Origin of the sequence: Nocardioides okcheonensis (assembly GCF_020991065.1) — a bacterium.
Lineage (GTDB): Bacteria > Actinomycetota > Actinomycetes > Propionibacteriales > Nocardioidaceae > Nocardioides > Nocardioides okcheonensis.
On record NZ_CP087710.1, the window covers coordinates 2294416 to 2314172 of the forward strand.

21 protein-coding genes are annotated in these 19757 nt (G+C 74.0%); 13 read left to right on the forward strand and 8 right to left on the reverse strand.

All coding sequences use genetic code 11. The annotated features are described in order from the left end of the window. Positions 1-13: 13 nt before the first annotated feature. The gene (gene fbaA, locus LN652_RS11145) at positions 14-1048 is read right to left on the reverse strand and encodes a class II fructose-bisphosphate aldolase (RefSeq protein ID WP_230440700.1); all 1035 of its coding nucleotides are present in this window, start codon (positions 1046-1048) and stop codon (positions 14-16) included. Between the two features lie 197 nt (positions 1049-1245). Here fbaA and LN652_RS11150 point away from each other — a divergent pair, with 197 nt between their 5' ends. From LN652_RS11150 to LN652_RS11160, 3 genes are all read left to right on the forward strand, one after another. Continuing rightward, positions 1246-2184 carry a hypothetical protein gene (locus LN652_RS11150; RefSeq protein ID WP_230440701.1) on the forward strand — a complete coding sequence of 313 codons (939 nt, stop codon included), beginning with the start codon at positions 1246-1248 and terminating at the stop codon, positions 2182-2184. Then, positions 2181-2672: a SigE family RNA polymerase sigma factor gene (locus tag LN652_RS11155; protein ID WP_230440702.1), complete on the forward strand. Its 492-nt coding sequence runs from the start codon at positions 2181-2183 to the stop codon at positions 2670-2672. The genes LN652_RS11150 and LN652_RS11155 overlap by 4 nt, the downstream gene beginning before the upstream one ends. A gap of 68 nt (positions 2673-2740) precedes the next feature. Beyond that, a complete protein-coding gene (locus LN652_RS11160) occupies positions 2741-3481 on the forward strand; it encodes a septum formation family protein (RefSeq protein WP_230440703.1) in 741 nt (246 codons plus the stop codon). Between the two features lie 35 nt (positions 3482-3516). Here the strand turns inward: LN652_RS11160 and LN652_RS11165 are convergent, their stop codons facing one another. Continuing rightward, a complete protein-coding gene (locus LN652_RS11165; RefSeq protein ID WP_230440704.1) occupies positions 3517-4194 on the reverse strand; it encodes a TrmH family RNA methyltransferase in 678 nt (225 codons plus the stop codon). A 92-nt stretch (positions 4195-4286) separates the two neighbouring features. Here LN652_RS11165 and LN652_RS11170 point away from each other — a divergent pair, with 92 nt between their 5' ends. Continuing rightward, positions 4287-5033 (forward strand): DedA family protein, encoded by a 747-nt coding sequence (locus tag LN652_RS11170; protein ID WP_230440705.1) that lies wholly within the window; start codon positions 4287-4289, stop codon positions 5031-5033. Positions 5034-5072: 39 nt separating this feature from the next. Here LN652_RS11170 and pyrE read toward each other — a convergent pair whose 3' ends face one another. Then, positions 5073-5600 (reverse strand): orotate phosphoribosyltransferase, encoded by a 528-nt coding sequence (gene pyrE / locus LN652_RS11175; protein WP_230440706.1) that lies wholly within the window; start codon positions 5598-5600, stop codon positions 5073-5075. Between the two features lie 53 nt (positions 5601-5653). On the opposite strand from pyrE, the gene LN652_RS11180 reads away from it, so the two are divergent. Beyond that, complete coding sequence (locus LN652_RS11180; RefSeq protein ID WP_230440707.1) at positions 5654-6847, forward strand: pyridoxal phosphate-dependent aminotransferase; 1194 nt, start codon at positions 5654-5656, stop codon at positions 6845-6847. Position 6848: 1 nt separating this feature from the next. Here the strand turns inward: LN652_RS11180 and LN652_RS11185 are convergent, their stop codons facing one another. Beyond that, complete coding sequence (locus LN652_RS11185; protein ID WP_230440708.1) at positions 6849-7664, reverse strand: hypothetical protein; 816 nt, start codon at positions 7662-7664, stop codon at positions 6849-6851. A gap of 45 nt (positions 7665-7709) precedes the next feature. Next, complete coding sequence (locus LN652_RS11190) at positions 7710-8354, reverse strand: hypothetical protein (protein WP_230440709.1); 645 nt, start codon at positions 8352-8354, stop codon at positions 7710-7712. 580 nt (positions 8355-8934) lie between these two features. Between LN652_RS11190 and LN652_RS11195 the strand changes: the two genes are divergently transcribed. From LN652_RS11195 to LN652_RS11210, 4 genes are all read left to right on the forward strand, one after another. After that, positions 8935-9840: an ABC transporter ATP-binding protein gene (locus tag LN652_RS11195; RefSeq protein ID WP_230440710.1), complete on the forward strand. Its 906-nt coding sequence runs from the start codon at positions 8935-8937 to the stop codon at positions 9838-9840. Further along, positions 9837-10667 carry an ABC transporter permease gene (locus LN652_RS11200; RefSeq protein WP_230440711.1) on the forward strand — a complete coding sequence of 277 codons (831 nt, stop codon included), beginning with the start codon at positions 9837-9839 and terminating at the stop codon, positions 10665-10667. The genes LN652_RS11195 and LN652_RS11200 overlap by 4 nt, the downstream gene beginning before the upstream one ends. Positions 10668-10832: 165 nt before the next feature. After that, the gene (locus LN652_RS11205; RefSeq protein ID WP_230440712.1) at positions 10833-11384 is read left to right on the forward strand and encodes a cysteine hydrolase family protein; all 552 of its coding nucleotides are present in this window, start codon (positions 10833-10835) and stop codon (positions 11382-11384) included. Continuing rightward, on the forward strand, positions 11381-12337 hold the full coding sequence (locus LN652_RS11210; protein WP_230440713.1) for a PfkB family carbohydrate kinase: 957 nt from the start codon (positions 11381-11383) through the stop codon (positions 12335-12337). The genes LN652_RS11205 and LN652_RS11210 overlap by 4 nt, the downstream gene beginning before the upstream one ends. Before the next feature lie 109 nt (positions 12338-12446). On the opposite strand, the gene LN652_RS11215 is transcribed toward LN652_RS11210, so the two are convergent. Next, entirely contained in the window at positions 12447-12938 is a 492-nt protein-coding gene (locus LN652_RS11215; protein WP_230440714.1) for a pyridoxamine 5'-phosphate oxidase family protein, read from the reverse strand. Positions 12939-13072: 134 nt separating this feature from the next. On the opposite strand from LN652_RS11215, the gene LN652_RS11220 reads away from it, so the two are divergent. Beyond that, positions 13073-13882, forward strand: a complete 810-nt coding sequence (locus LN652_RS11220; protein WP_230440715.1) for a Rossmann-fold NAD(P)-binding domain-containing protein — start codon at positions 13073-13075, stop codon at positions 13880-13882. 56 nt (positions 13883-13938) lie between these two features. Further along, positions 13939-14367: a hypothetical protein gene (locus tag LN652_RS11225; protein ID WP_230440716.1), complete on the forward strand. Its 429-nt coding sequence runs from the start codon at positions 13939-13941 to the stop codon at positions 14365-14367. A gap of 12 nt (positions 14368-14379) precedes the next feature. Here the strand turns inward: LN652_RS11225 and LN652_RS11230 are convergent, their stop codons facing one another. Continuing rightward, complete coding sequence (locus tag LN652_RS11230; RefSeq protein WP_230440717.1) at positions 14380-15756, reverse strand: NAD(P)-binding protein; 1377 nt, start codon at positions 15754-15756, stop codon at positions 14380-14382. 77 nt (positions 15757-15833) lie between these two features. Here LN652_RS11230 and LN652_RS11235 point away from each other — a divergent pair, with 77 nt between their 5' ends. Further along, positions 15834-16295, forward strand: coding sequence for a GNAT family N-acetyltransferase (locus tag LN652_RS11235; RefSeq protein WP_230440718.1), 462 nt, complete (start codon positions 15834-15836; stop codon positions 16293-16295). Here the strand turns inward: LN652_RS11235 and LN652_RS11240 are convergent. After that, positions 16270-18126, reverse strand: a complete 1857-nt coding sequence (locus LN652_RS11240) for a sensor histidine kinase (protein ID WP_230440719.1) — start codon at positions 18124-18126, stop codon at positions 16270-16272. The two genes, LN652_RS11235 and LN652_RS11240, sit on opposite strands and share 26 nt — an antisense overlap. Positions 18127-18318: 192 nt before the next feature. Here LN652_RS11240 and LN652_RS11245 point away from each other — a divergent pair, with 192 nt between their 5' ends. Continuing rightward, on the forward strand, positions 18319-19752 hold the full coding sequence (locus LN652_RS11245) for an FAD-binding oxidoreductase (protein WP_230440720.1): 1434 nt from the start codon (positions 18319-18321) through the stop codon (positions 19750-19752). Positions 19753-19757 lie beyond the last annotated feature (5 nt).

Here is a 19757-nt window from a genome sequence, read left to right on the forward strand (position 1 = left end):
CGCTCCGGGGATGTCAGCCGGCGAGCGAGGTGCCCGCGGAGCGCAGGTTCTGGCAGGCCTCGACGATGCGCTCGGCCATGCCGGCCTCCGCGGCCTTGCCCCAGGCGCGGGGGTCGTACTGCTTCTTGTTGCCGACCTCGCCGTCGATCTTCAGCACGCCGTCGTAGTTGGCGAACATGTGGGCCGCGACCGGGCGGGTGAAGGCGTACTGGGTGTCGGTGTCGACGTTCATCTTCACCACGCCGAAGTCGACCGCGTCGCTGATCTCCTGGGCGGTCGAGCCCGAGCCGCCGTGGAAGACCAGGTCGAACGGGCGGGCGTCGGAGCCGAGGCCGAGCTCGGAGGCGGCGGCCTCCTGGGCGGCCTTGAGGATCTCCGGGCGGAGCTTGACGTTGCCGGGCTTGTAGACGCCGTGCACGTTGCCGAAGGTCAGGGCGGTCATGTAGCGGCCCTTGTCGCCGCCACCGAGCGCCTTGATGGTCGCGATGGCGTCCTCGGGCGTGGTGTAGAGCTGGTCGTTGATCTCGTTGGCGACGCCGTCCTCCTCGCCGCCGACGACGCCCACCTCGATCTCGAGGATGATGTGGGCCGCGGCGCACTTGGCGAGCAGCTCCTCGGCGATCTGGAGGTTCTCCTCCAGCGGCACGGACGAGCCGTCCCACATGTGCGACTGGAACAGCGGCGCCTCGCCACGGGCCACGCGCTCGGCGGAGATGTCGAGCAGCGGCCGGACGAAGCCGTCGAGCTTGTCCTTCGGGCAGTGGTCGGTGTGCAGCGCGATGTTGACGGGGTAGTTCTTCGCGACCTCGGCGGCGTAGGCCGCGAAGGCGACGGAACCCGTCACCATGTCCTTCACCGACGGGCCGGAGAGGTACTCCGCGCCGCCGGTCGAGACCTGGATGATGCCGTCGGAGCCCGCGTCGGCGAAGCCCTTGAGCGCGGCGTTGAGGGTCTGCGAGGACGACACGTTGATGGCCGGGTAGGCGAAGGACTTCTCCTTCGCGGCGTCCAGCATCTGTGCGTACACCTCGGGGGTGGCGATGGGCATCGGGGCTCTCCTCTGAAGCGGTGCGACGAGTGGTCGGCGAGGTGGCGCAACGGCTGCCACCCGACGCCGCCCACCCTAGTGGCTACCGGCCGGTCGCCCTCGGGCCGAACTGCTCCGCGGTCACTCGGGAGGACAACCGAACGGCGCCCGGATCCGTGTCCACCGGTGCGAGACTCACCACGGGGGAAGGACCCAGCATGGACACGCAGATCGACTGGCGCGAGGAGCTCGACTCCTCCTTCGGCCACGGACCGGACGGCACGGTCGCCGACTACCTCGGGGAGGGCCACCGGGCCGTACGCCGCCGCCGCGCGGCCGTCTCGGTGGCGGGGCTCGCGGCCGCGGTGGTCGTCGGTGGCGTGGTGTGGTCGCTCGCCCCCGGCGACGCCGCACGCAGCGACGGGGTCCCGGTCGCGACCCAGCCCCCGGCGCTCGACCCGACGAGCATCCCGACGAGCAGCCCGACCTCGGCCACGGCGGAGCCGATGAGCAGCCCGACCGTGGCCGCGCTCCCCACCCGGCCCGCCGACGTCAGCACCGCCACCGCAGCCCAGCGCGACGAGGTGGCGGGTCCGGTCCCGGCGACCGCGATGGCCGACGGCAGCCTGGTCGTCCAGCGCGGGTGGGTCGTCGAGAGCGTGGAGGTGGTGGCTCGCACGACCCGCGACGGGGTGGACGAGATGCGGCAGTGGGGGCTCGTCGTCTCGCCGGAGGCGAGTCCCGACGAGGACACCTGGGTCCTGGTGACCTGGCGCCTCGACGGCGGCATCTCCGCGTCCTCCGACCCGGCCGGGAAGTCGACGGCCGACCTCGACACCTGGATCGCCCAGATGCAGGCGCTCGAGCAGGGTGACGTGCCGCCGTCCGTCGCCCACACCGAGGGCGGGCGCTTCGTGGCCGACACCGACCTCGAGGTGATCGAGGCCGTCGCGCACCCGGAGCAGGCCGCCGCGTACGGGCCGGTCGCGGAGGCGGTGGCGGCGAAGGTGCGCCTCGCCGACGGCACGGTGCTCTTCGTGCTCGCCCGCGCCGAGGACTCGCTCACCGTCGAGCCGGCCGTCCTGGACGCCCCCACCATGGCGGCGTTCCTGCGCCACCTCGCCGCGCAGGCCGAGTCCGGCGAGGGCGTGCGATGAGGCGCGCGGACCGCGACGCAGCGTTCACCGACTTCGTCGCCGCCCGGCAGCGCCACCTGCGCCGCGTCGCGTACGCCCTGTGCGGCGACTGGCACCGGGCCGACGACCTCCTGCAGACCGCGCTGACCAAGCTCTACGTCGCCTGGCCGCGGATCCGGCACGAGGGCGGCGAGGAGGCGTACTGCCGCCAGATCATGGTGCGCGCCAACATCGACGAGTCACGCCGACCGTGGCGGCGTGAGCGCCCCAGCGACGCGCTGCCCGACGTCGCTGCCGCCGACCCGGCGCCGGTCGAGGAGCGCTCGGCCCTCTTCGACGCGCTCCAGGACCTGCCCGAGCAGCAGCGCAAGGTCGTGGTGCTGCGCCACTGGCTCGGCCTGTCGGTGCGCGAGACCGCCCACGAGCTCGGCATCGGCGAGGGCACGGTCAAAAGCCACAGCAGTCGCGGCCTCGCCGCCCTGGAGCAGGTGCTGGCCCGCCAGCGCTGAGCGAGCGGGCCGCGCCACGACCAGCGAGGTGGTGGCGCGGCCGCCCGCGGCCACCTAGGTTGCGGGCCATGACACGACGACTCGGGGCCGGTGCCATCGCCGCTGCGCTCCTCACGACAGCCCTGACCACCCTCGCCACGTCGACGGCCGCGGGGGCCGCCGACCCGGCCTTCGGTGCGCCGGCGGTCGGCCAGTGCTCGGCCGTCACCGCTCCCGAGATCGAGCTGCCGAGCTATACCGGGGCGCCGGTGGACTGCGCCGCCGAGCACACCGCCCAGGTGATCGCGGTGGCGCAGATGCCGGCCGACCTGGCCTACGAGGACAAGGGCCTGGCCCGCTTCGCCCTCGAGACCTGCTACCCGGCGCAGAAGGAGGTCCTCGGCTCGAAGCTCGCCGGCGTGCGGCTGACCGCCTACGACCTGGCCTACTTCGGCCCCACCGCCGAGCAGCAGGCGGCGGGCGCCCGCTGGCTGCGCTGCGACCTGGTGCTGCGCTCGGACGACACCTTGCTGCCGCTGCCGGCGAAGCTCGACCTCGGCCGCAAGCCGTACGCCAAGGGCGTCTCCCGCTGCCTGGCCGGACGCGACTTCCACGTCACGGTCTGCTCGGAGAAGCACACCTTCCGCGCCACCGCCGCGCTGAAGGTGAAGGGCAAGGCCTACCGAAGCAAGAAGGCCTGGACGGAGCTCGGCACCGAGCGCTGCCGCGACGTCACCCGCTCGCGCACGTACCGCTTCAGCTGGCCCTCGAAGGTGAGCTGGAAGGTCGGCGACCGCTCGCTGGTCTGCTACACCCAGACCCGCCGCTGAGCACGCGACCCCGTCGCCCGCACCGGGCGGCGGGGTCAGCCGCGCCAGGCGCCGTCGCCGGTGAGGTCGGCGTGCGCCCGCACCCAGGAGTGCATCGCGATCGCGGCGGCCGCGCTGGCGTTGATGGACCGCGTCGAGCCGAACTGGGCGATCGAGAAGGTGCCGTCGCACGCCTCCCGCGCGCCCGCGGACAGCCCCGGCCCCTCCTGGCCGAAGAGGAAGCACACCCGGCGCGGCACCTCCATCGTCTCCAGGTGCGCCGACCCGGGCAGGTTGTCGATGCCGAGCAGCCGCACCGGCCCGCCGGCGTGGTCGTGCAGGTACGCCGCCAGCGCCTCGGCGTCCGGGTGGTGCCGGACGTGCTGGTAGCGGTCGGTGACCATCGCGCCCCGGCGGTTCCACCGCCGGTTGCCGACGATGTGCACCTCGGCGGCGAGGAAGGCGTTGGCCGAGCGCACGATCGTGCCGATGTTGAAGTCGTGCTGCCAGTTCTCGATCGCGACGTGGAAGTCGTGGCGCCGGGTGTCGAGGTCGGCGACGATCGCCTCGAGGCTCCAGTAGCGGTAGCGGTCGACGACGTTGCGCCGGTCGCCCTCGCGCAGCAGGTCGGGGTCCCAGTGGCTGCCGTCGGGCCACTCCCCGGGCCACGGGCCGACCCCGACCTCGGGCGGGCCGTGGGGCATCGGGTCGTACGGCGCACGCTCGTCCTGCATGGCGCCACCCTAGGCACCGGCCGCCCGCCGACCGCCCGCCGACCGCCGTCGCGGTTTCTCCCGCCGTCACCCGCGACGACTACTGTGCGCGGGTGATCTCTCTCCCCGATCCCGCCGGGATGCTGACCCCGCTCCTGCTGGGGATCGACTGGATGGACCCGAACTGGCTGCTCGACCGGTTCGGTACCGAGCTGTTCTGGATCAGCCTGGTCATCGTCTTCGTCGAGTGCGGCCTGTTCTTCCCGATCCTGCCGGGCGACACCCTGCTCTTCGCGCTGGGCCTGTTCATCGCGACCGGTCAGCTCGACCTGTTCCCGGGACCGCCGTTCGTGGAGGCGCTGATCGCGATGGCGGCGCTGACCGGCGCCGCCTTCCTCGGCAACGTCGTCGGCTACGAGATCGGGCGGAGGATCGGCCCACCGCTCTACGAGCGCGACGGCCGGATCATCAAGCGCAAGTACTTCGACCAGACGACCGCGTTCTTCGACCGCCACGGCAACAAGGCCCTGGTGATCGGGCGCTTCGTGCCGTTCGTCCGCACCTACATCACGGTCGTGGCCGGTGTGACGCGCATGGAGCGCCACCGGTTCTTCCTGTGGAGCGCCGTCGGCGCCGTGCTCTGGGTCGCGCTGATCACGCTGCTCGGCTTCTTCCTCGGCGACGCGTTCCCGCACCTCGGCGAGAGCATCGACAAGCTGGTCATCGTGATCGTCGCCTTCTCGGTGATCCCGATCGTCTTCGAGTGGTGGCGCCACAAGCGCACCAACGCCGCCGGCGCCGAGGTCGGGGGCCACGACGGTGGCCCCGACCGGGACATCAGCGGCCGCGACCTCGACTGAGACCCGGCCGGGTCCGGCAGCGCCTGGGCCCCGGCCCGGTCAGCCCTGCGCCGCGTCGAGCTCGGCGCGGGTCAGGACCGACCGCACCTCGAGCCCCACGTCGGCGAGGGGGTTCTCCCCCGCCGGCGAGCGGTCGATCGCGCAGACCACGACCTCGACGGTCGCCCCGGCTGCGCGCAGCTCGCGGGTCGCGTCGCGCACCGCGCCCCCGGTCGTGATCACGTCCTCGATGATCGTGACCCGGCGGCCGGCCACGTCCGGGCCCTCGGCCAGCTTGCAGGTGCCGTACTCCTTGGCCTTCTTGCGCACGAAGAGCGCGGGCAGCCCGGTCTTCGCCGACACCATCGTGGCGATCGGGATGCCGCCCAGCTCCAGGCCGCCGAGCAGCTCGGTGCCGTCGGGCAGCAGGTCCAGCATCCGGGTCGCGACGCGGTCGAGCAGCGCCGGCTGGGCCTCGAAGAGGTACTTGTCGAAGTAGGTGTCGGCGACCTGGCCGGACCGCAGGGTGAACTCCCCGGTCAGGCGGCAGGCCGCGTCGATGTCGCGTGCGAGCGTCTCGTCAACCACGGCCCGCAGCCTAGCCACGACCGGGCGACGGCGCCCGGACTAGTCTCGCGGGCATGCCTGCCACACCTGTCCGCCCCGCCCTCTCCGCCCGGGTGGCGCAGATCCCGCCGACCGTCTTCTCCGAGATGTCGGCGCTGGCGGTCCGCACCGGCGCGCTCAACCTCGGGCAGGGCTTCCCCGACGTCGACGGCCCCGCGTCGGTGGTCGCCGCGGCCGAGCAGGCGATGCGCGAGGGCGCCAACCAGTACGCCCCCGGCATCGGCGTGCCGGCGCTGCGCGCCGCGATCGCGCGGCACCAGGAGCGGCACTACGGGCTCACCCCCGACCCCGACTCCGAGGTGGTCGTGACCACCGGGTGCACCGAGGCGATCGCCGGCGCGCTGCTCGGCCTGGTCGACCCGGGCGACGAGGTCGTGGTGCTCGAGCCCTACTACGACTCCTACACCGCGATGCTCGACATGTGCGGCGCCCGGCGGCGGCCGGTCACCCTGCGGGCGCCGGCCTTCCGGCCCGACCCCGACGACCTGCGCGCCGCGATCACGCCGGCGACGAAGCTGGTGCTGCTCAACACCCCGCACAACCCGACGGGCACGGTCCTCACCCGCGAGGAGCTGCAGCTGGTCGCCGACCTCGCGATCGAGAACGACGTCGTCGTGGTCACCGACGAGGTCTACGAGCACCTCGTCTTCGACGACGCCCGCTCCGCGGAGGGGCACGTCCCGATCGCCACGCTGCCGGGCATGTGGGAGCGCACGCTGACGCTGTCGAGCGTCGGCAAGAGCTGGTCGTTCACCGGGTGGAAGGTCGGCTGGGCGACCGGACCCGCCCACCTCGTGCAGGCCGTGCTCGCCGCGAAGCAGTGGCTGACCTTCACCTCGGGCGCCCCGCTGCAGCCCGCCGTCGCGCACGCCCTCGACCACGAGGCCGCGTGGCCGGCCGCCCTGGCGAAGGACCTGCAGGCGCGGCGCGACCTGCTGTGCGCGGGGCTGGCCGAGGCCGGGCTGCCGGCACGGCGGCCCGAGGGCACCTACTTCGCGACCACCGACATCAGCCACCTCGGCTGGGAGGACGGGCGCGCGTTCTGCCTCGCGCTGCCCGAGCGGGCCGGCGTCGTCGCGATCCCCACCCAGGGGTTCTACGACGACGCCGACGCCGGCCGACAGCTGGTGCGGTGGGCGTTCTGCAAGGAGCCGGGCGTGATCGGCGAGGGCGTACGACGCCTCGCCGCCGCCGACCTGGCCCGGTGAGTCAGCGGTTGGGGTCGTTCGGGTAGTCCGTCGACGAGCCGGTACCGCCGTCGGCGGGCGGCTGGCCGTAGGGGTCCTGCGACGGTGCCGGGTAGGTGGGTGCGTCGGTCCCGGGCTGCGAGCCGTAGGGGCCGGACTGCTGGGTCCCGTACGTCGGGTACTGCCCGCCGGTGGAGCCGTAGGAGCCGTAGGAGTCGTGGCCGGCGAGCGCCGCGCTCCGGCCCTTGAACCAGTCGCCGGCACCGCCGACGAAGAGCAGCACGATCACCGCCACCGCCGCGACCAGCGGGACGACGGACACGCCGCTGCCGATACCGATCAGGGAGAGCAGCGCCGTGACGCTGCTGGAGATCACCAGCAGGATGCGCGCCACGTTGGAGCGACGCAGGACGAAGACCGCGAGCACGATCGCGATGAGCGCCCAGACGGCGAAGACGAGGAAGACCGCCACGATCACGCCGGCCAGCGAGTCGGCGTCGATGTTCACGTCGGTCGTGCCGACGCTCGACTCCATCTCCCGGTCGAACCCTGCGACGAACTCGTCGCGCGCGACCACGAAGATCAGCGCGATCACGCCGAACAGCGCCGCGGTGAGGCCGGAGAACACGATCGTGATCCACGCGGCCACCGTCACGGTGGTGGGTCGACGGTCCGGGTCGACCGCGCCGTAGCCCTGCTGGCCGTAGGGCTGCTGGCCGTAGGGCTGCTGGCCGTACTGGGGCTGCTGGCCGTACGGCGACTGGCCGTAGGGCTGCTGGCCCGACGGGTTCGGCTGGCCGTAGGGCGTGTGGGTGGGGCCGGGATCCTGCTCGCTCATGGGGTCATCTCACCATGCCACCGGTGACCGCGCGGCGAACGACGCTCAGTGCTGCTCGAGGGAGAACCAGCGGCGCACCTCGACACGGCGCAGCAGCGCCACCGTGACGAGGGCCGCGACGGCCGGGACGAGGACCAGCGTCGTGCTCCCGAGCAGGGCCAGGCTGGCACCCGCGCTCAGGGCGGCCACGACCATCAGGCCGCGCCTGGCCCAGTCGCGGCGGGCCATCAAGAACCCGGCCAGGACCAGCGCGACCGAGCACCACAGGACGAACCCACCGGCGAGGGCGAGCATCATGCCGCGCACGTCGGCGGCGCTCAGCCCGGCCTCGGCGAGCTCGGGCTGCTGCTCGTCGATCAACCGCGTCACCAGGTCGGGCGAGAGGCCCACCATCGCGATCCACATCACCGACAGCGCGAGCAGGCCGCCGGCCATCACCACGGTGAGCACGAACGCGGTGACGACCGCGCCCGGGCGCAGCAGCGGGACGGGGCGCGCCAGCGGTCGCTGCGCCTGCGGCGGCTGCCAGGGCTGTGGCGGGTGCTCGCCGTAGGGCCGTCCGGCCGCGGCGAACCGACGGCCCCTGCTGCGGCGGGGCGACGGCGCGGGCCACCGCGCTCCGCGGCGTACGGGCCGGGGCGGGCTCGCGCGGCGGCGGGGGCGTCCAGCGGCCGGTGGCGAACCACTCACGCGCCGGCACCATCCACAGCATCGCCGCACCGGCGGCGACGAACGACCCGGCGATGGAGCCGGACGGCAGCCAGGCACCGGGCAGCCCGGACAGGAAGACCAGCACCGCGAAGACCGTGAGGCCGAGCCGGGCGCCCTTGTCGGGTCGCCGGACGTACCAACCGAGGATGCCGGTCGCGCACGCGCAGGCGGCGGCCACGAGCGCCAGGACCCGGACCAGGCCGGTGAGCCCGTCGGCGTCGAGGCCGAGCGAGGAGACGGGCGGCTCGGACAGCGCGGCCGTGATCGCCTCCTGCGTGTCGAGCGAGCCGAGCGCGGCGACCTGTCCCCACGACGAGACCAGGACCACGAGCGAGGACGCGATGACCAGCCCCGAGGCCAGGGTGACCTGGGGCGGACGCGTCTTGATCGGCTCGCTCACCGGGCCAGTCTCCCAAACCGCGCCCAACCGCCGCGCACCGCAGGCCCCCCGGAGGCCGCGTAGGGGGCCCGTCCCGGGGTGGGCTCAGGGTCGTCCTCAGGGCGCGACCGGGTCCGCTCCCCGATGTGGGCGGGGCGCCGGCGCCGCGAGGGTTGACCCATGATCAGCGTCGAGTCCCTCACCAAGCAGTACGGCCCGTTCACGGCCGTCGACCACGTGTCCTTCACCGCGGCGACCGGCCGCGTCACCGGATTCCTCGGTCCCAACGGTGCCGGCAAGTCCACCACCATGCGCGTCATGGTCGGGCTGACCCGTGCCACCTCCGGGACGGTCACCATCACCGGCCGCGACTACCGCGACCTGGTCAACCCGGGCCTCGAGGTCGGCGTCCTGCTCGACGCGTCCGCGCAGCACGCCGGACGCACCGGCCGCGAGATCCTCACCATCGCCCAGCAGACGATGGGCCTGCCGAGGGCCCGGGTCGCCGAGACCCTCGCCCGGGTCGGCCTCACCGACGACGAGGCGGGCCGCCGCGTCCGCGACTACTCCCTCGGCATGCGCCAGCGCCTCGGCATCGCGACCGCCCTCATCGGCGACCCGCAGGTGCTGATCCTCGACGAGCCCGCCAACGGCCTCGACCCGGCCGGCATCCGGTGGATGCGCGACCTGCTCCGTGGCTTCGCCGACGACGGCGGCACCGTGCTGCTGTCCTCGCACCTGCTGCACGAGATCGAGGTGATCGCCGACGACCTCGTGGTGATCGGCCAGGGCGCGATCGTCGCGCAGGGCTCGAAGTCCGAGCTGCTCGCGGCCGCCGGGACCCTCGTCCGCGCCGCCGACCCCACCCAGCACGACCGCCTCGCCCGTGCGCTGCACGAGGCCGCGGTCGTCACCACCTCGATCGACGGCGGCCTGCGGGCCGACGCCGACCCCGGGCTCGTGGGCGAGACGGCACACCGTGCCGGCGTCGTCCTGCGCGAGCTGCGCGCCGCCGACGGCGCCGGCCTGGAGGAGATGTTCCTCGAGCTCACCGCCGAGACCGCCCGCGAAGGAGCAGCAGCATGACCACCACGACCCACACCCCGACGGCGGCCGCACCCGTCGCCACCCCCGCGGGCGCGGACGCCACTCCCCGCGCCGTACGCCCGATCCCGACGGCCCGCCTGGCGAAGGTCGAGCTGCGCAAGATGTTCGACACCCGGGCCGGCTTCTGGCTGATGGCCAGCGTCGGCATCGTCTCGGTGCTCGCCACGGCGGCGGTGATCCTGTGGGCCCCCGACGGCGCGATCGACCTCGAGACGTTCGCGTCCGCGATCGGGATGCCGCTCTCGGTGGTGCTGCCGATCATCGCGATCATGTCCGTGACCGGGGAGTACAGCCAGCGCACCGGCCTCACGACCTACACCCTCGTGCCGTGGCGCGGGCGCGTGATCACCGCCAAGCTGCTGGTCACGCTGGGCATCGGCGTCGCCTCGATGTTCCTCGCGCTCGCCATCGGCGCGGTCGGCAACCTCGTCGGGGCGGCGATCACCGGGATCGACCCGGTGTGGAGCGTCACCGTGACCGAGTTCGCCAACATCGTGCTGGCCAACGTGCTCGGCATGCTGATGGGCTTCATGCTCGGTGTGCTCTTCCGCTCCACCCCGGGCGCGATCGTCGGCTACTTCGTCTACTCCCTCGTGCTGCCGATCGCCTTCGGCACCCTCGCGGCGCTCCAGTCCTGGTTCGCCGACCTGCAGCCGTGGGTGGACGTGCAGTTCGCCATCACCCGGCTCTTCGACCAGTCGATGACCACCGAGTACTGGCAGCAGCTCGGCGTCACCACGCTGGTCTGGCTCTGGATCCCGCTGGCCCTCGGGCTGCGCGCGGTCCTGCGCGCCGAGGTCAAGTAGCCCACGCTGCCTCGGCCGCTTGCCGCCCTCGGCCCGAGAGTCCCCGGATATCCGGGGACTCTCGTGCTGTGCACCCGAGACCCGGGGTGCGAAGCACGAGCTCCGGGTGCGAAGCCCCGCCCGCGGGTGCGCGCCGGCCCGCCGCCGGTCTGACAGGGTGGCGCCATGCACCCGGACGCCTGGCTGGTCGTCGTCGACCCGCAGCGGATCTTCGCCGACCCGGTGAGCCCGTGGGGCTCGCCGATGTTCGCCGACATCGTCGAGCCCGTACGCCGTCTCGCCGCCGCGGCGGGCGAGCGCACCGTCGTCACCCGCTGGGTGCCCGCAGCCGACCCGCAGGGGAGCTGGCGGTCCTACCTCGACGCGTGGCCGTTCGCCGACGTCGCGGCCGACGACCCGCTGCTCGACCTGGTCCCCGACGCGGCGGACCTCGGGCGGCACGTCGTCTCGCTGCCGACCTTCGGCAAGTGGGGCCCCGACCTGGAGGCGGTCACCGGGCCGACGCCCCACCTCGTCCTCACCGGGGTCGCCACCGACTGCTGCGTGGTCTCCACCGCGCTCGCCGCCGCCGACGCCGGGGCCACCGTCACGGTCGTGACCGACGCGTGCGCCGGGTCGTCGCCGCAGAACCAGCGGGCGGCGCTCGACGTGATGGCGCTCTACCCGCCGCAGATCACCCTCGCGACGACGGCGGACCTGCTCGGGCCGGTCGCGTGAGCCGCGTCGTCCACACCGGCCAGGCGCTGGTCGACGTCGTCGTCGAGGTGCCCGACCTGCCCGTGCGCGGCCAGAACGTGATGGCGTCCTCGGCGACCGACTACGCCGGTGGCGCGGTCACCGTCCTGCTCGCGGCGGCCCGGTTCGACGCCGAGTGCGTCCACGCCGGCGCCATCGGCACCGGACCCCACGGCGACCTGATCCGGGCCTCCCTCGACCGCGAGGGGATCCACGCCTCCGCCCCGGCCGTGCCCGACCTCGACACGGGCATCTGCGTGGTGATGGTCGAGCCCAGCGCCGAGCGCACCTTCGTCACCACCCTCGGCGCGGAGCGGCACATCACCGAGGAGTCGCTCGCCACGTCCGACCCCCGGCCGGGCGACCTGGTTTGCGTCACCGGCTTCTCGCTCGCGCTCGACCGCACCCGCGACCCCCTGCTCGCCTGGCTCCCGACCCTCCACCCCGACGTCGTCGTGGTCCTCGACCCCGGCGCGGCCTTCGCCACCCTGCCCGAGGAGGTGCGGGCGGCGATGCTCGAGGTCACCGACGTGTGGTCGAGCAACGCCGAGGAGGCCGAGGACCTGCTCCGCGAGGTCGGCCAGGACGCTCCCGCCGACCTCGCCGACCTCACCACGGCGATCGCCCCGCTGCTGCGCGGCGACGCGGTCGCGATCGTCCGCGACGGCCCGCAGGGCTGCGCCGTCCACACCGCGGAGGGGACGACGTACGTCCCGGGGTTCCCGCAGCCGCCGGTCGACACCAACGGCGCGGGCGACACCCACACCGGCGCGCTGCTCGCGGAGTTCGCCGCCGGCACGGGCTGGGTGGAGGGCTGCCGGCGCGCCAACGCGGCCGCAGCGATCAAGGTGACCCGTCGCGGGACGCAGTCGGCGCCCACGGCGGCCGAGGTCGACGACTTCCTGGCCTCGCTGCCCGAGGCCCCGTCCATCTAGGACCAGCGCCCCCGGTATCTGGGGACGTTCTGGTGGGCGAAACGGCGATCTGACCCACCAGATCGTCCGCAGATACCCGAGGCAGGCAGGCGGGCGGGCGGGCTGGTGCCTAGAGCTCGACGGTCTCGTTCGTCGCGGGGAACTTGTCGGGGTCACCCGTGGCGGCGGCGCGCGCGAGGCCGATCAGCCGGACCACCTTGCTCGACGAGCTCTCCCAGTACTCCGCGGAGTCGGCGTGCACCTTGATCAGCGCCAGCCCCGGCGTCTCGAGGCCGTCGGGGAACCAGGCCTTCAGCATCGGCGACCACAGCTCCTCGGCCTTCTGCCGGTCGTGCACCACCTCCGCGCGGCCCGACACCGAGGTCCAGGCGCTCTGCTTCTGGTCGGAGAAGCCGACGTTGACCTGGTCGTGCTCGGCGATCTGCCGCGCCTTGTCGGAGTCGTCGTAGGTGAAGAACCACAGGTCGCCGTCGAACTCGGCCTCCTGCAGCCCCATCGGACGGCTCACGTGCCGGCCGTCGGACGTCATCGTCGTCATCATGCAGATCCGTGCGTCGTCCACCAGCTCGGCGACCTTCGCTGCTCCCTCGTCGTGCGCCACGTTCGTCCTCCTGTGTGTCGGGGTGCGGGATGCGGTCCCGTACCCCACGGGGCCTGCGCCATTCGGCGGCTCAGCGGACGAGGCAGGGGCGCTCGGGGTCGAAGGCCCAGCCGGGCCCGCAGTACGTTGCCGCCATGACCCCAGACGTCCTGCTCGTCGGCGCCGGCGACCTCGGCGCGGCCGTCGGGCTGCGGCTCGCAGACCTCGGCCACGACGTGCTCGCGCTGCGCCGCAACGCCGCTGCCGTGCCGGCACCGCTGGTCGGGCGGTCGGTCGACCTGACCCGCGACGCGCCCGACCTGGCCGGCGTACGCCCCCGCCTCGTCGTCGTCGCGCTGACCGCGCGGCCGCGCACCGAGGAGGCCTACCGGGCGGTCTACGTCGACGGCATGGCGCGCGCGCTCGACGCGCTCGAGGTCGCCCCCGAACGGGCGGTGCTGGTGTCGTCGACCGCGGTGCACCCGAGCGGCGACCGCCCCGACCTCGAGGACGAGAGCGTCTCCGCCGCCCCGTCGGACGGGCCGGGACGGATGCTGCTCGCGGCCGAGGAGGCGTTCCACGCGCGTCTCCCGCACGGGACGGTGCTGCGGCTGTCGGGCCTCTACGGCGGCGACAGCACGCGCCTGGTCGACCAGGTCCGCGAGGGCCGGGTCACCGACCCCCACCGCTGGACCAACCGGATCCACCGCACCGATGCCGCCACCGCGGTGGTGCACCTGCTGACGATGCCGGCCACACCGGAGCCGCTCTACCTCGGCACCGACGACGAGCCCGCGCAGATGGGCGACGTGGCGGCCTTCCTCGCGGCACGCCTCGAGGCGCCCGCTCCCCCGCCGGCCGACCCCGCGCAGGGCCACGGCAAGCGCCTGTCGAACGCGCGGCTGCGCGCCACCGGCTGGGCGCCGACCCTGCCGACCTTCCGGGAGGGCTACGCCGGGGTCTGACCCGGTCCCCGATCCTGGTGATGGACGCGACGGCACCCGGGGCTCGACACTGGGGCATGGCCGTCCTCGACTCCCCGGCGCTCGGAGCGCCGACCACGCGCACGCCGCGCGCCGCCTGGGTCGCCCTCGCCCTCGCCCTGGTCGGGGCGACGTCGTACGTCGTCGCGCTGGTCCTGCCCTACTACGCCGCCTCCCTCGACCAGCGACCCGCGGGCGAGCCCCTCTACGAGCACGAGCTCTCCGGGCTCTGGCCCTACGACTCTCCGTTCGGCGGCGCGGTCGGCCTGCTGGCGATGTGGGCGCTGGCGGTCGCGCCGTTCGCCGCCGTCGCCGTCGCCGCGTGGTCCGTGCACCGCCTCTGGACGACGCGCGCCGTGGCCGGCGCCCGCGCCGTGACCGTCGCCGCCCTCGTCGTCTCGGTCGCCACCGTCGGCTGGACCCTCACCCCGCTGCACGCCGAGCTGGTGGTCTGGCTGCTGGACTGACGAGCGCCGACGTCAGCCCGTCGCCGCCAGCCGCTCGAGCGCGGCCAGGCCCGGGGCCGTCGCGGCGGCGAGCCGCTCGCGGACGGCGTCGAGCGCGGGCGAGCCGGGGTGCTCGGGCGGGATCCGGGCCGGGTTGAGCGCGACGCCGTGCGCCCACGCCGCGATGTCCGGCTCCGCCCCGAAGGCCTGCGCCGCGCGGGTGCCGCGGACGTTCATGTCGGCCCACTGCGCCAGCGAGTTGCCGTAGCGCGAGGGCGGGCACAGCCGGTTCTTCTCCGCGTCGTCGGCGCGGGTCGCCTCGACGTAGCCGGTCAGCGCTGCGCCGAAGCACGGGAACCCGGCGCGCACCGGCTGGAGGGTGATCGTCACGGGACTCCAGACCGGGACCAGCGGCGGGTTCCGCAGCGCGTCGGCGGCGCAGTGCACCACGACGGCGTCGTCGGCGACCCGGACGACCGTGCCGTCGGCGAAGACCAGCCGGCCGCGCTCGACGGCCGCGAGGTGCCCGTGGCGCACGACGTCCTCGACGGTGCGCAGCAGCGCGAGCTCCCACTCGCCGAGCGTCGGGGCCTTGGCCATCGTCGGCGTCACGGTCCGGTCGATGCGCAGCATCACGCCGGCGTCCTCGAGCCGCAGGAACACCTCGTCGAGGGTCCGCGACGCCGCGGCGGCCTCGAAGATCTCCGCGGGCACCCCGAGGAACACCTCCGGGTCGGGCTGGATGAGCGCGCGGTTGAGCATCCAGGGGTCGCGCGGGCGGACCCAGCAGATGGCGTCGGGGTCGACCCCGCGGCCCAGCAGCCACACGCAGGCGTCGGTGGCGGTCTTGCCCGAGCCGACGACGACGTACTGGCTGGGCGCCTCCTCCAGCCGCACCAGGTCGTTGACGGGGAGCACGCGGGCGCCCTCGCCGACCGCGAAGGGCGGCGGCGTCTCCACGGGGATGCCGGGCGCGAGGTAGCGCCCGTCGACGAGGCGGCAGGAGTCGGGCACCTCGACACGCCGCCCGGAGACGCGGGAGACGACCTCGCGCCCGACCACGTCGGCGTTCGTCAGCACCTCCACGCGGCCGGTGTCCTGGAGCCGCTGCGCCACCGCGGCGTAGTAGGCGACGACCTCGGGCTGCGCGGCCCGGATCTGCAGTCCCGCCTCGGGGCCGCTCTCCTGGAGCCGACCACCGCCGAGCAGCGTCGACGGCACGCCGTAGAAGCAGGACGCCTGGTGCAGCCGGACGAACGGGTACGCCTCGAGCCAGTGGCCGCCGACGCCGTGGCGTCGGTCCACCAGCGCCACCCGCGCGTCGGAGTGGTCGACCAGCGCGTCGGCGAAGGCCATCCCCATCGCGCCCGCTCCGACCACGAGGTAGTCCACGTCCAGCTTGTCCGTCACGGGCACACGGTTTCACTGCACGCACCCGGCGTCCACGTCGACACACATCGGAAACACCTGCACCGCACCATGGGACGGTGCAGATCTCCCGTGCCGACTTCGCCGATCCCCGCCTCGCGGCCTTCCTGCAGGCGCACCTCGACGACATGGAGCCCACCGCACCTCCCGAGAGCCGGCACGCGCTCGACCTCACCGCGCTGCGCGGCCCGGGCGTACGCCTGTGGGTGGCCACCGACGCCGACGCGCTCGTGGGCACCGCGGCGCTCGCCGCCCTCGAGCCGCGCCACGAGGAGCTCAAGAGCATGCGGACCGAGCCCCGCGTGCGCGGGCGCGGCGTCGCCTCGCGGCTGCTCGACCACGTGCTGGCCGACGCGCGCTCGCGCGGCGTCGAGCGGATCTCGCTGGAGACCGGGAGCATGGCGTTCTTCGCGCCGGCGAGGGCGTTCTACGCCGGGGCGGGGTTCGTGCCGTGCGGCCCGTTCGGCTCCTACGTCGACGACCCGAACAGCACCTTCATGACGCGGGAGCTGGCTCCGTGACGGTCTCGGGCGTGCCGGCGGCCAGGTCCGGGGTGTCGTCCGCGAGGACGTCGGTGTCGGTCCCCCGGGGCAGGACCACGGTCATCGTCGTCCCGATCCCGAGCTTGGACTCGATGTCGATCCGCCCGGAGTGACGGCGCACGATCCGCTCGACGATGGCCAGGCCGAGCCCGGTGCCCGGACGCGACGTGGCATCGGGGTTGGTGGAGCGGAAGAACTCCTGGAACAGCCGCGCCTGGTCCTCCTCGGAGATGCCGAGCCCGGAGTCGGTGACGCTGATCCGTACCTCGCCCGAGTCCTCGACGAGGCGCACGTCGATGTCGGCGCCGTCGTCGGAGTACTTGATGGCGTTGCTCGACAGGTTGGAGAACATCCGGTGCAGCTCCTCGGGCCGCCCGGCGACGAGGACCGGCGTCTCCGGCACGTCGAGGCGGCAGTTCTGCGAGCGCGCCTGCGCGGCCGGTTGGCACTCCTCGGCCACCTCGAGCAGCACCTGGCGCAGGTCGACCTGCTCGGGGACGAACTCGCGCTGCGGGTCGGCGATGGCGGCCATGGTGAGCAGGTCGTCGACGACCGAGCGCATCCGGGTCGTGCCGCGGACGGCAGCGGCGACGCAGCGGCGGTCCTCCTCGCCGAGCTGGTCGGACTCGACCAGCTCGAGGTTCGCGCTGATCGAGAACAGCGGCGTGCGCAGCTCGTGGGCGAGCGTGTTGACCAGCGAGACCCGGTAGCCGTCGAGGCGGCGCAGCTCCTCGACGAGCGCACGCTCGGCGTCGAGCGCGCGGGCGTTGGCGACGGCGTGGCCGAGGTCGCGACCGATGTCGAGCGCGGCCTCCTTCTCCATGTCGGTCCAGGCCGGGGTGTCGGAGACCCGCGACAGCGCGAGGAAGCCCAGGCACTGAGGCCCGGCGCCCATCGGCACGAACAGCACCGAGCCCACGCCGATCCCCTCGAGGAACGTCAGCAGCCGCTCGGCGTCGGCCGACGGCAGGCCGGGCTGCGTGCTCCGCGCGCGGGAGAAGTGGGCGACGTGCTGGTCGGCCCAGTAGCGGTGGGCCAGGCGCAGCACGACGTCGTCGATGTCGGAGAAGACCGGCTGGGCGTCGGTGCCGACGGCGTACCAGGCGGTCGTGTCGCCGCCGTCCTCGTCGAACGCGGTCAACCACATGCCGACCGCGCCGAAGCACTCCGTGACGGCCGAGCGGCAGGCCGCCAGCACCTGGTCGAGGGTCGGCTCACCGAGCGCGCGGCGCACGATCTGCCGCGCCTCGTCGGCCAGCCGGACCCGGCGGGACAGGTCCTCGCGCTCGAGCGCGAGCAGGACCGACGTGCGGGCCAGGCCGGCGTACTTCTGGAGCAGCGCGAGCTGGTCGGCACCGGGGCGCCGGCCGTCGCGGGGGCCGTCGACGGACAGCAGGCCGCGCAGCACGCCGTCGTCGTCGTAGACCGGGGCGGTCAGCAGGTCGAGCGGGTGCCAGGCGTCGGGCGCGTCGAGCTCACCGGCGGCGGGGACGTGGCTGTACTCGAGGACCTCGTCGCCGACCCGGTCGTGCGGCACGAAGCGCCAGGCGTCCCAGTGGTCGGCCTTGGCGAGCTCGCCCTCGACGACGTGGTGGGGCAGGCGGCGGCCGACGATGTTCTCCACGACCCCTTCGCCGGCTCCGGCGACGACCTCGAACTCGTCGCCGCGGCGCAGGCTGATGGCGGACTGCTCGAAGCCGGCGAGCACCGCGACGCCCTCGACGAGCACCTGGAGGTGCTGTCTGGTCTGCTCGTCGGACCACGGCTGGTCCGTGGCCGACGCGTGGTCGTTGGTGGCTGTCGTGTGCACCTGCCCGTCCCCCCAGGTCGGCTCGTGTGACTGACGTGCGGGGACAGCCTCTCAGGAGTTGACGAGTTGTGGGGCCGCTCACACAAATCTGTCAAGTATTGGATGACATGGCCCGGACGTCGGCACTGGGCGGCCGCGTCCGACCCGCCGTCCGGGTGCGAGGCTGGGGCCCCCGAACCCCGAGGAGACACCGTGTCCGACCTGCTCGACCGCCTGCGCGACGTCGTCGGTGCCGCGCACGTGCTCACCGACGACGCGGACGTCGCGGCCCACGAGGTGGACTGGACCGGTGTGCACCGAGGCCGGGCGCTGGCGGTGGTGCGGCCCGCCTCGACCGCCGAGGTGGCCGAGGTGGTGCGCGCGTGCGCCGCGGCGCGTACGCCCGTGGTCCCGCAGGGCGGCAACACCGGGCTGGTCGGGGGTGGCGTGCCCGACGGCTCCGGCACCGCGGTGGTGCTGTCGCTCACCCGGATGCGGACGGTGCGCGACGTCGACCCGGTCGCCGGGACGATCACCGTCGATGCCGGCGTCGTGCTCGCCGACGTGCAGGCCGCGGCGGCCGCGGCCGGCCGGCTGTTCCCGATGTCGCTCGGGTCGGAGGGCAGCTGCACCATCGGCGGCAACCTCGCCACCAACGCCGGCGGCACGGCCGTGCTGCGCTACGGCATGACCCGCGAGCTGGTCCTCGGGCTCGAGGTGGTGCTTCCCGACGGGCGGGTGTGGGACGGTCTGCGCGGGCTGCGCAAGGACAACACCGGCTACGACCTGACCCAGCTCTTCGTCGGCTCCGAGGGCACCCTCGGGGTGATCACGGGCGCGGTGCTGCGGCTCTTCCCGGCGACCCCGCGGCACGCGACGGCGTGGGTCGCGGTCCCGTCGGTCCGGGACGCGGTGTCGCTGCTCGCGCTCGCGCAGCGGGAGGCGGGCGCCCACCTCACCACGTTCGAGATCGCCAACCGGCAGGCGCTCGACCTCGTCCTGGCCCACCTGCCCGGGGCGGTCGACCCCCTCGAGGCACCCAGCGACTGGTACGTCCTGGTCGAGCTCGCCGGCACCGCCACCGACGACGGCCTCGACGACGCGCTCGAGCGGCTGCTGTCCCTCGGGGTCGACGCCGGTGCCGTCACCGACGCAGCCGTCGCGACCGGCCCGGCCCGGCGCGACGCGCTCTGGGCGCTGCGCGAGGGCATCTCGGAGGTGCAGAAGGTCGAGGGGGCGACGCTCAAGCACGACGTCACGCTGCCCATCGCCCGGCTCGCCGACTGGACCGAGGCGATGGGCCACCGGCTGCAGGAGGTCCTCCCCGGCGTGCGGCCGGTCACCTACGGCCACGTCGGCGACGGCAACCTGCACTACAACCTCAACGCGCCCAGCCCCGACGGCGCGAGCCGCGACGACGACCTCCGCGCCGCGGCCACGGACCTGTCGACCGCGATCCACGACGCGGTCGCCGCCGAGCACGGCTCGATCAGCGCCGAGCACGGCCTCGGCCGCACGAAGGCGGCCGCCGCGGCGGCGTACAAGTCCGACGTCGAGGTCGACCTCATGCGCGCGGTGAAGCACGCCCTCGACCCCGACGGGCTGCTCAACCCGGGCGTCCTGCTGCCCCCTCGGGCGGGGTCCTAGGCTGG

Excerpts from the sequence above, each read along its gene's own strand:
- LN652_RS11220 (WP_230440715.1), top strand. The coding sequence starts at position 13,073 with ATGACCCCAGACGTCCTGCTCGTCGGCGCCGGCGACCTCGGCGCGGCC.
- fbaA (WP_230440700.1), bottom strand. The coding sequence starts at position 1,048 with ATGCCCATCGCCACCCCCGAGGTGTACGCACAGATGCTGGACGCCGCG.
- LN652_RS11150 (WP_230440701.1), top strand. The coding sequence starts at position 1,246 with ATGGACACGCAGATCGACTGGCGCGAGGAGCTCGACTCCTCCTTCGGC.
- LN652_RS11200 (WP_230440711.1), top strand. The coding sequence starts at position 9,837 with ATGACCACCACGACCCACACCCCGACGGCGGCCGCACCCGTCGCCACC.
- LN652_RS11205 (WP_230440712.1), top strand. The coding sequence starts at position 10,833 with ATGCACCCGGACGCCTGGCTGGTCGTCGTCGACCCGCAGCGGATCTTC.
- LN652_RS11195 (WP_230440710.1), top strand. The coding sequence starts at position 8,935 with ATGATCAGCGTCGAGTCCCTCACCAAGCAGTACGGCCCGTTCACGGCC.
- LN652_RS11180 (WP_230440707.1), top strand. The coding sequence starts at position 5,654 with ATGCCTGCCACACCTGTCCGCCCCGCCCTCTCCGCCCGGGTGGCGCAG.
- LN652_RS11185 (WP_230440708.1), bottom strand. The coding sequence starts at position 7,664 with ATGAGCGAGCAGGATCCCGGCCCCACCCACACGCCCTACGGCCAGCCG.
- LN652_RS11225 (WP_230440716.1), top strand. The coding sequence starts at position 13,939 with ATGGCCGTCCTCGACTCCCCGGCGCTCGGAGCGCCGACCACGCGCACG.
- LN652_RS11155 (WP_230440702.1), top strand. The coding sequence starts at position 2,181 with ATGAGGCGCGCGGACCGCGACGCAGCGTTCACCGACTTCGTCGCCGCC.
- LN652_RS11165 (WP_230440704.1), bottom strand. The coding sequence starts at position 4,194 with ATGCAGGACGAGCGTGCGCCGTACGACCCGATGCCCCACGGCCCGCCC.
- LN652_RS11160 (WP_230440703.1), top strand. The coding sequence starts at position 2,741 with ATGACACGACGACTCGGGGCCGGTGCCATCGCCGCTGCGCTCCTCACG.